Origin of the sequence: Paenibacillus sp. 1-18, from assembly GCF_000520755.1 — a bacterium.
GTDB classification, from domain to species: domain Bacteria; phylum Bacillota; class Bacilli; order Paenibacillales; family Paenibacillaceae; genus Paenibacillus; species Paenibacillus brasilensis.
The window spans coordinates 1-10,359 of the sequence record NZ_ASSB01000145.1; the positions used below are offsets into that span (position 1 = coordinate 1).

The 10,359-nt window shown below is 46.3% G+C and carries 10 protein-coding genes and 1 pseudogene; all 11 read right to left on the reverse strand.

Translation table 11 applies throughout. The features are described 5' to 3' along the window. Nucleotides 1–255 (reverse strand): annotated as a pseudogene (locus L693_RS0109780) (hypothetical protein); the annotation flags it as partial. Nucleotides 256–603: 348 nt separating this feature from the next. Continuing rightward, nucleotides 604–1,407: a sporulation transcription factor Spo0A gene (gene spo0A, locus L693_RS0109785; RefSeq protein WP_025717113.1), complete on the reverse strand. Its 804-nt coding sequence runs from the start codon at nt 1,405–1,407 to the stop codon at nt 604–606. A 216-nt stretch (nt 1,408–1,623) separates the two neighbouring features. Further along, nucleotides 1,624–2,778 carry a SpoIVB peptidase gene (gene spoIVB, locus L693_RS0109790; protein WP_025717114.1) on the reverse strand — a complete coding sequence of 385 codons (1,155 nt, stop codon included), beginning with the start codon at nt 2,776–2,778 and terminating at the stop codon, nt 1,624–1,626. A gap of 123 nt (nt 2,779–2,901) precedes the next feature. Continuing rightward, on the reverse strand, nt 2,902–4,620 hold the full coding sequence (gene recN, locus L693_RS0109795) for a DNA repair protein RecN (protein ID WP_025717115.1): 1,719 nt from the start codon (nt 4,618–4,620) through the stop codon (nt 2,902–2,904). A gap of 46 nt (nt 4,621–4,666) precedes the next feature. Next, nucleotides 4,667–5,116: a transcriptional regulator AhrC/ArgR gene (gene ahrC / locus L693_RS0109800; RefSeq protein ID WP_025717116.1), complete on the reverse strand. Its 450-nt coding sequence runs from the start codon at nt 5,114–5,116 to the stop codon at nt 4,667–4,669. A 16-nt stretch (nt 5,117–5,132) separates the two neighbouring features. Further along, nucleotides 5,133–5,609: a hypothetical protein gene (locus tag L693_RS0109805; RefSeq protein ID WP_025717117.1), complete on the reverse strand. Its 477-nt coding sequence runs from the start codon at nt 5,607–5,609 to the stop codon at nt 5,133–5,135. A gap of 154 nt (nt 5,610–5,763) precedes the next feature. Further along, nucleotides 5,764–6,615: a TlyA family RNA methyltransferase gene (locus L693_RS0109810; RefSeq protein ID WP_025717118.1), complete on the reverse strand. Its 852-nt coding sequence runs from the start codon at nt 6,613–6,615 to the stop codon at nt 5,764–5,766. Nucleotides 6,616–6,693: 78 nt separating this feature from the next. Continuing rightward, on the reverse strand, nt 6,694–8,592 hold the full coding sequence (dxs, locus tag L693_RS0109815; RefSeq protein ID WP_025717119.1) for a 1-deoxy-D-xylulose-5-phosphate synthase: 1,899 nt from the start codon (nt 8,590–8,592) through the stop codon (nt 6,694–6,696). A 122-nt stretch (nt 8,593–8,714) separates the two neighbouring features. Further along, nucleotides 8,715–9,638 carry a polyprenyl synthetase family protein gene (locus L693_RS0109820; RefSeq protein ID WP_025717120.1) on the reverse strand — a complete coding sequence of 308 codons (924 nt, stop codon included), beginning with the start codon at nt 9,636–9,638 and terminating at the stop codon, nt 8,715–8,717. After that, the gene (gene xseB / locus L693_RS0109825) at nt 9,610–9,870 is read right to left on the reverse strand and encodes an exodeoxyribonuclease VII small subunit (protein WP_007430920.1); all 261 of its coding nucleotides are present in this window, start codon (nt 9,868–9,870) and stop codon (nt 9,610–9,612) included. Before xseB ends, L693_RS0109820 begins: the two co-directional genes overlap by 29 nt. After that, a partial coding sequence (locus L693_RS0109830) for an exodeoxyribonuclease VII large subunit (protein WP_025717121.1) occupies nt 9,860–10,359 on the reverse strand: 500 nt, incomplete at its 5' end. The genes L693_RS0109830 and xseB, both read right to left, overlap by 11 nt.

Consider the following 10,359-nt stretch of genomic DNA (forward strand, 5'->3'; position numbering starts at 1 on the left):
GTGATCTGTACCGTTATAGTATCTATATAGCGGTAATGTGTCTGGTTGCTGTTGTGGGAAAATGTAACCTTGTATGCCTTCAAGACTATAACCACTTCTACCGTTGCCAAGCTCATCAAAATTAGTGGTATAGAAATGTTCAGTGTTGTTGTAGTAACGATACAGCGGAACGGTTCCATCGGCTGCACTTACAGAACTAAATGTGGAGAACATTGCAAACATAAACAATAGAATTGCGGCGATTCTTTTTTTCACAACAACCGAGCCTCCTATGGGCATAGTATTTAAGCTGGCCAGCTACCATTCTAGTATTACATTTATCTAATCCATTTACAATAGTAAAAAGGAACTAATATGTTTTTCTTAAATTTTTATCCATTTTTTTAATTCTTTGATCTACTTCGTTTTGTTAACCACTTCCATCCAAGGTTGTTTAGTGCTTATTGGTTTACAAGCTTGTACTCGCCCTGCGTCAAGTGGATACTTGATATGGTGGCAGAGGAAATTCAAAATCGATTATTAAAAATACCACTTCTTTACTGGTCTTGAATGACCCAATAAAGAGTGGTATTAGTTGATCGGTTATTTAGAAGTTCATCAGTGTCAGGACACCTTATTCTCAATCCGCAGCTTATCTGCCACCATCGCGATGAACTCTGAGTTGGTTGGCTTCGATTTGGAGATATTAATCGTGTACCCGAACAGGTGTGAGATGCTGTCGATATTGCCACGTGTCCATGCTACCTCGATGGCATGACGAATGGCGCGTTCTACGCGAGATGCCGTCGTTTTGAATTTTTCGGCGATTGCTGGATATAATGTTTTGGTGATCGCACCCAAAATTTCGATATTGTTGTATACCATCGTGATGGCTTCGCGTAAATATTGATAGCCCTTAATATGAGCTGGTACACCGATCTCATGAATGATAGCCGTAATACTGGCGTCCAGATTTTTTGTCTTCCCCATCGGCACAACATTGGAACGAATGGATGAAACGGTCACCGGACTGTTGCTGACTAGCTGTGGACCCACCAATTGGCGAACACGATTAGCAAGCACTTCCATGTCAAACGGCTTTAAAATATAATAAGATGCCCCGAGCTGTACGGCTCTCTGTGTAATATTTTCTTGGCCGAACGCAGTCAGCATGATGATTTTCGGCTGTGGAGTCAGGTTCATTTCTCTCAAACGCTCCAGTACGCCAAGGCCATCCAGATGAGGCATAATTATATCTAAAATAAGTACATCAGGTATGTTGCGGGATTCTGCGATGCGTTGAAGCACTTCTTCACCATTATAGGCGATTCCTGTTACTTCCATATCCTCCTGATCGGAAATATATTCAGCAAGCAAATTCGTAAATTCCCGGTTGTCATCAGCCAACAATACCTCGATTTTTTGCAATGTACTTCCTCCTTATTGAGTGTTATTCCGTTGGGATTTCTATTTACAGTATATAAATATTTCTTGTCGGAGTATATGATTTCGACATCGAATTATGAATTCCTTCTGTCGAAAATTATTTTTATTTATTTTTTTTATCGTTTCCATTATAATTAATTCTTTATCTTGTTATTATGAGCTAATTCCCGGCTTTTCGACAAAAAAATCTTAAGGCCACTAGCTCGCCTTAAGATTAGTTGTCATGCTCACGTTATTTTGCATGATTCCTGCATCACGAAGCATCCATTCTATAAAACAACCGTAGCCTGATTTCGGATCGTTTACGAATACATGTGTCACAGCCCCGATAAGCTTGCCATTTTGAATAATTGGACTACCGCTCATTCCTTGCACGATTCCTCCAGTCTTCTCCAGCAGCTTTGGATCTATAATACGGATCACAAGTCCTTTGGTTGCTGGCTTATCCTGCTGAGAAATGTGTACAATTTCAGCCTGAAACCGTTGAATCTGCTGTCCCTCCAAAACGGTCAATATTTCTGCGGGTCCTTCCTTTACTTCATTGGCAAGAGCCACAGGAATGGGTTTGGAATACAAGCCATATTGCGGCTCATCGGACATTTTCCCAAAAATTCCGAAGTTCGTATTACGTTCAATATTACCTAATATCCGATGATCTTTGAGAAAATGAGCGCGTTTTTCACCAGGCTCCCCGCTTTGGCTTTTTGCAATTGACGTCACATTGGATTGTACAATCTCTCCGCTTCCCACGACAATAGGAGTTTGAGTATTCATATCGGTAATGACGTGCCCTAAAGCGCCGTATACACCCTGATCTGGTGCGTAAAAAGTTAATGTACCTACGCCCGCAGCCGAATCTCTAATGTACAATCCCAATCGCCAAGCTTTATCATCTGAATCATAAGCTGGTGTTAGCTTGGTGGAAATCGTCTGCTCCCCACGACAAAGCGTGATGTCGAGCGGCTTCTTGTTCTTGCCTGCTTCATCTACAGCCTCCGCAACCTTTGCCAGACTATCCAAAGGCTTGCCGTTCATATGCGTAATGCGATCCCCTAGACGAATTCCTGCTGTCTCTCCAGGTGACACCTTGCGATCATTACTTTCCTGGATGACATGATGGCCGACGACAAGCACTCCTGATGATTTTACCTTGACCCCAATCGTCTGTCCTCCCGGGTATACCTTTAAATCCGGAATCACGCTTTCTTGGGCCGTCCTCGTGCTTTTAGGACCAAACCAATCCAAAGAAGCATGTGGAGGCAGCGCTGCATGCACATACTTAGCGTTACCGATAGAACACATAAGAAAAACAAGCAAAAGACCGAGCAATTTGATCCTGGAGTAAAAATTCAATGGCTGTCACGCTCCCTTTGCTTCTTTCGCTTGACGAGTAAAGGTGGTCGCCAATTGCGTACCTATAAGGTAACCTTGCCCCCAGGCTTTTATAACTGTTAATCATTACGCCAGCCGCTCTTTTCAGGCTTTCTTTCCTTCCGCCAAATTCAACATTTCCTGTGCGTGATGCAATGTTTTTTCGGTAATCTCCACTCCACCCAGCATACGTGCCAATTCTTTGACACGCCCTTCTTCGGTTAATCCCTCAATTTGTGTCATGGTTCGTCCATCATGAACATTTTTCTCAATGAGATACTGGTGATCTGCCATGCATGCCACCTGCGGTAAATGAGTAATGGAAAACACCTGACAGACAGAAGACAAACGATACAGCTTCTCAGCAATAGATTGGGCCGCACGACCACTTACCCCGGTATCCACCTCGTCAAAAATAAGTACCGGAATTTGATCATGACGAGCAAAAATGCTCTTCATTGCCAACATAATACGTGACAATTCACCGCCTGAAGCGATTTTACCAAGTGGACGAAGTGGTTCACCGGGATTGGGGGAAATAAGAAATTCCGCATTATCAATGCCCTGCTTGGTAGGTCTTACACGTAGTCCTTTATATTCATATCCTCGCGGATCTTCAATCGGATCAATACGCACTTTGAGTGACGTTCTTTCCATTTGAAGGTCTTTTAACTCTTGCTCCACTTGCTCTGCAAGCTCTTCCGCACAAATTTCACGTGCTTCCGTAAGCTCTTCCGCAATTTCCAGCAAATCTGCAAGCAACTGGTCCCGCTTCGCGATTAATTGTTCCAGCCGTTCATCCTTATTTTCCAGCAAGTCGGTTTCCTGCTCAATACGGCTATAGTATTCCAAAATCTGCTCGATACTATCACCATATTTTCGCTGTAAACCGGTAATTTGATTCAAACGTTGCTCCACATCATGCAGCTTGCCCGGATTAAATTCAATATCCTCACGATACGAACGTAATTGAAATGCCGCATCCTCCAACTGGTAAAAAGCAGATTGAATCTGTTCAGCAATAGGCTGAAGACTTTTGCTGTCATAGTTCTGGACATCATTTAGTCTGGACAACACATCATTGATCACGTCCAGTCCACCTCGGCCGTTTAACAATTCGTAGGCTCCTGATATCCCATCCATCATTTTCTCACTATGGGATAGCTTGACCCGTTCTTCTGCCAATAATTCATCTTCTCCCAATTTTAGCTCCGCTGCAGCGATCTCTTCCAATTGAAATCGATACATATCCAATAGCTGATAAGCCTTTTGACTGGAGCTTTGCAATTCCCGTACTTCTTTTTCAGCTTTGACAAAAGCATTGTAGCGCTCTCGATAAATCGCTTTGACCGGACCAATAACCGAATCCCCAAACGTATCCAAAAGCGCCAGATGACGATCTGCACGCAACAGACTTTGATGTTCATGCTGTCCGTGGATATTAACCAGTTGCTCCCCTACCTCACGCAGCATTGTTAAATTAACCATCTGACCGTTAATTCGTGAAGAGCTTTTCCCTTGGACTGTGAGTTCGCGCCGGATCAGCAAATGCTCCTCCGAATTGGCTTTAATGCCTTGCTGCTCCAGCGTATTCCACACTGGATGTTTGGCCGGCAGTTCAAATAAGGCTTCCATCTCCGCTTTATCACACCCGTAGCGAACAAGATCGGCAGAACCCCTGCCGCCTGCAATCAGACCAAGTGCATCAATAATAATGGACTTACCAGCACCGGTTTCTCCACTCAAGACGTGAAAACCTTTAAAAAAATGAACATCAACAGCCTCTACAACTGCCAAATTTCGTATAGACAAAGTGACCAGCATTGTTCTTTCACCTCATGATGTACAAATTAAAACGCCTGATATGCCATTAGGAAATGTAGCCCATAAGACGATTCACGATCGCTTCACTGTTCTCTTCGGACCGACAAATAATCAAGATGGTGTCATCCCCGCTAATCGTCCCCATAACCTCAGGCCATTCAATATTGTCCAGTAAAGCAGCAATGGAATTGGCTGTCCCAGGCAGGCACTTCATTACAATCAGGTTCGTTGTATAATCAATATGCAGAAAATTGTCAACCAACGTACGTTTCAGCTTCTGCGCCGGATTATACCGCTGATCTGAAGGCATAGAATATTTATATCTGCCATCATCCATTGGAACCTTAATGAGCAGCAGTTCCTTAATATCGCGTGATACAGTGGCCTGAGTCACCTGAAAACCAGCCTCGCGCAATGCTTCAACCAACTCGTCCTGTGTCTCAATCTCCTGTTGTGAAATAATTTCCCTGATTTTGATATGTCGTTGACCCTTCATATAATCCTCCTGTGGATTAATCTTCATATTCCTCTTCTTCGAGGTCTTCCACTAATGTAATAAGGCGAATCCTTTGCTCGTCCGTATCGACGTACAATACACCCGCACAACCCGGATAGAGTAGCAAATACGGTAAAAGCCTGTCCCGCAATTCAGGGCCGCTCCACTCCATTGGTTTCTTCCGGCGTGACGTTGTAACTATATATGTCGAACCGTTTCGTACAGCCACGTAGTCTATAAACAAACGACTATACACGGTATTTCCATTCACTTTAAAAGCAAGCGGTATTTTCATTTTTCCGCCCACCACTTCATAACCCGCGTTTTCAAGTAAATCCACGCCAGGCCCTTCGTCCAAATCCTCATTAATCGGTATTGTCTTTAATACAAGTGGTTCTGGCTCCTCTAACCATGCACGCAGGCTGTATAAAGCCCATATTGCTAATATCACCCCGATCACAACAATGATAACCGTATCATATCGCGTGTCCATGAACCGATCACCTCATGGACATATTCTAGGACAAGACGTAAAATTCCTTTTCCTCTATACTTCTCATTATAGGCGAACGTAAGTTCGTTGATCAATCCCTCACACCAAAAAGGGGTTCCCTTAAGTTCACCGAACTCATGAGAACCCCTGAATGTTACTTGCGCGACGGACCATTGTTAAAAGTCTGACCTGCTTCCTGAACGATACGTTCAATCAGTGGATGAAAGTCGATTTTCTCCAGCGGTAATTCTGCAACCGGAGCCTCGCCCAAATGCCAATGCGCCAAAAATTCAATATTGCCCTCTCCACCCGTAATAGGAGAATAGGCTAAATCTTGCAGCGAGAGACCAAGCTCTTGCGCAAACATCAGGATGGTCTGCAGCACTTCTTTATGCGTAGCAGGATCACGGACTACACCGGATTTTCCGACCTTTTCGCGGCCAGCTTCAAATTGCGGCTTAATCAGAGCTACAATATCAGCAGGTTGTTTCAACAATGCAAGCAATGGCGGCAAAATAATGCGTAACGAAATAAAAGAAACGTCAATGCTTGCAAAGTTAGGAACAGGACCACTCAAATCTGCAGGTGTCATATACCTGAAATTCGTTTTTTCCATGACACATACCCGTTCATCGTTACGAAGCGACCAGTCCAGTTGATTATAGCCCACGTCAATTGCATACACGTATTCTGCTCCATGCTGAAGCGCACAATCCGTAAAACCACCGGTGGATGAGCCGATATCCAGCATTATTCTACCGTTCATGTCCAGCGCAAATTGGCGAATGGCCTTTTCCAGCTTCAATCCTCCACGGCTAACATACGGATGCACCGATCCCTTAACTTTAAGCTCGCTGTCGCGCGGCACCTTCATACCCGCCTTCTCAATCCGCTCGCTGTCTGCCAGCACCAGGCCTGCCATAATAGCGGCCTTGGCTTTTTCACGGCTTTCAAAAAAACCTTGTTCTACAAGCAATACATCAATGCGTTCCTTCGGAACAGACATGTTAATCTCCCTTTAGGCAGCCAAGCTGCTGTTGTCATACTTTTTTTATAATGATTATCGTTTCGCTCCAGGTTCCCCTTATACCGATTGTCCCATGCCATAAGCCGGCTCAGCGGCCCATTGGCGGAGCTTGAGGCATACGGCATCAACGGTGAGACCCACTTCAGCGCGCTGCTCTTTAATGGAGCCATGCTCCACGAACATATCGGGAATCCCCATAAGACGCACCTGAGCATTTTGAACTTCTTCTTTGGCGTAAAATTCCAGCACGGCGCTACCCAAACTTCCCGCTTCAGAAGCTTCTTCCAAAACGATCAGCTTCGTATGTTGACGGGCCAGCTCACGCAGCATATCCTCATCCACAGGCTTGAGGAAACGGGCATTAATGACACTCACCTGCAAGCCTTCGCGTTTCATCGCCTCTGCAGCCTCTGCCGCTACCTGAAGCATCGGGCCAGAAGCAATTACAGCGTAACCATCACCTTTGCGCAAAAACTCCCAACTGCCGATAGGTATAGCTTTCAGTTCTGCATCCAACGGGACACCCACCACATTAACACGCGGATAGCGATAAGCAATTGGGCCATCGTCGTAGTCAAGCGCAGTTTTCATCATATGGCGCAGCTCGTTTTCATCCTTAGGCATCATAAGCACAAGATTAGGGATATGACGCAAAAATGCTACATCGAACACGCCATGGTGCGTTTCCCCGTCAGCCCCGACAAAACCTGCGCGGTCAATTGCAAACATTACATTCGCATTATGACGGCAAATGTCATGTACAATTTGATCATAGGCACGCTGCATAAAAGTGGAGTATACCGCAAATACCGGCTTCAATCCCTCCATTGCCAACGCAGCACACATTGTAGCGGCATGCTGCTCCGCAATGCCGACGTCAATCATCCGTGTAGGGAACTCCTTACTGAACGGTACCAAGCCTGAACCACCAGGCATGGCAGGCGTAACCGCTATAATACGTTCGTCCTGCTCAGCCAGTTCAATCAGCGTTCGTCCAAATATTTCCGTATACATGGGGTTGCCCACAGCCTTGAGTACTTGACCGGATTCTATTTTGTACGGACTGATTCCGTGCCACTTGTGTGAATCTGTCTCCGCAGGCTTATAGCCCTTACCCTTTGTTGTTACAACATGCACCAACACAGGACCAGTGACATTATCGGCCTGCTGGAAGGTTTCGATTAGCTTCGGCAAATCATGTCCGTCAACCGGACCGAGATACGTGAGACCCAGTTCCTCAAACAGTACACCTGGAACCATCATATATTTAAGACTGTCCTTGACACGGCCAGCCGATTTGGCAAGTTTACCGCCTATTGCGGGTATTTTTTTCAACAAAACTTCCAGCTCATCCTTCGCCCGCAAATAGTGACGATCCGAGCGGATTTTGCTCAAATAATTATGCATGGCTCCAACATTCGGCGCTATTGACATTTCATTGTCATTCAGAATGACCATCAAATTTTTACGTTCATGACCAATATGGTTCAGCGCTTCAAAGGCCATGCCTCCAGTTAATGCTCCGTCTCCGATCATCGCGATAACTTTATTGTCCTCGCCCTTCAAATCTCGTGCCAAAGCCATTCCCATCGCCGCTGACAGAGACGTGCTACTATGACCAGCTTCCCAGACATCATGCTCGCTCTCGCTTCTTTTTATAAAACCACAAAGCCCATCACGCTGACGAAGAGTATCAAACCGATCCATTCGCCCTGTCAATATTTTGTGCACGTAGGCCTGATGTCCAACGTCATAAATCATCTTGTCCTTCGGACTGTTATAGCAGTAATGCAGGGCGATTGTGAGCTCAACCACTCCCAGATTCGATGCCAGATGCCCCCCAGTCACGGACAGCTTCTCAATCAAAAAGCTCCTGATTTCCTCGGCTAGAGAAGCCAACTCCTCAACCGACAGTGATTTCAGATCGCCTGGTTGCTTTATGTGTGGAAGCAGCACGCATATCTCCCCGCTTTCCTTCAAGTTTAATGTTGTAAAGTTAACAAATATTATATCACACTTTGTGACCTTGCTTAAACGCAGACAAGTCAAAGCCGCTTTAACCGTATTAATTAACCGTACTAATGATCACGCTTCATCAAGTAATCCGCAATCTCCAGCAAACGCGACGAATCCGGTATAGCGCCTTCCAATAAAGCCTTTTTGGCTGACGCCGTGAGCTTCTCCACTTGCTGCTGAGACGCCTCCATACCGATAAAAAACGGATAGGTCACCTTTTCCTGTTCAACATCACTTTGCGTTTTTTTTCCCATTTTGCTCTCATCGCCTATAAGATCCAGTATATCGTCCTGAATTTGAAAAGCCAGACCCAGATCGCGTCCAAATTGGCGAAGCGCTTCTAACTGATTGTTGTCCGCTCCGCCGATCCGTCCACCTGCCAAGAGAGAGAAAATGATCAAATCAGCGGTTTTATGGAGATGGATATACTCCAGTTCCTCGATACCTGTCAACCCCTGCTCGCCGGACATATCCGCGACCTGACCACCTACCATGCCCCGTGCTCCGCTCATTTCGGACAGCTCCTCCACGATGGACAGTAGTGCATCAGGTGAAACGCCATGAAGCCGACCTGCTTGTACAACGCTGTAAAAGGCATGGGTCAGCAATGCGTCTCCCGCAAGGATAGCAACTGCTTCGCCGTATACCTTATGATTTGTTAGCTTGCCCCGACGGTAATCATCATCATCCATAGCAGGCAAGTCGTCGTGAATGAGAGAATACGTATGTACCATTTCTACTGCACATGCCACCGGCAGCGCAGCCTCCCTGCTTCCGCCAAACGCTTCGGCAGCCGCGATCACAAGCAGAGGCCGCAGCCGTTTTCCGCCTGCGGTGAGTGAATAACTCATAGATTCTCGAAGAACTGCGGGAATATTCCAATGGGCCGGAAACTGCTCGGTCAACGCAGACGAAACCGCGTCTGAAGTCCTGGTCAAATATTCCTTGAATGACGTTCTATTCAACCCCTTCACCACCGTTTTCATCCAATCCGCCACCGAATGGCTTCTTGCGCAAATCTCCATCCTCTTCCACGATCATTTCAATTTTACGTTCGACCTGTTCCAGCTTCTGACTGCAAAGCTGAGATAGCTTCATGCCACGCTGGAACAAATCAATGGCTTGCTCCAGAGGAACGTCACCGTGCTCCAGTTGCCCGACAATTTCTTCAAGAGCGGCCATGGCCGCTTCAAAATTCAGTTCCGTTTCATTCGCCACTGTGCTTCGCGTCCTCCTTCATTCCCCATACTTGGCAGTCCAACTGCCCGTCACTCACTTTAATCTTGATGGAATCTCCCGGCTGTACGTCTTTGAGCGACTTGATTAGCCGTTTTTCATGCTCATCATATACCAAGCTGTAGCCTCGGGCCATGACCTTGAGTGGGCTCAGCGCATCCAGTTGGCGAATGCCCGCGTGCAGCTGTTGCCGCCCCGTTTTCGTAATTGCACGTATCGCTGACTCCAGCTGACGCTGCGCCATATCTGTCTGCTTGCGCGCCGAACGAATTTGTTCACGCGGGTTAAAACGCTCAAGTACCTGACGCATCCTGGCGTTTTTTTCTGCGTTTAAGCGCGCACGATTGCCTGCCGCGCGGATCAGCCGCTGATGCAGCATGTCCATTCGCTCCGCATGCTGTAGCATGTAGCGGCGCGGATGTAGCAGCACCGGCGAACGCTGCAGCCGGGCCAAGCGTTCACGGCTGGGTT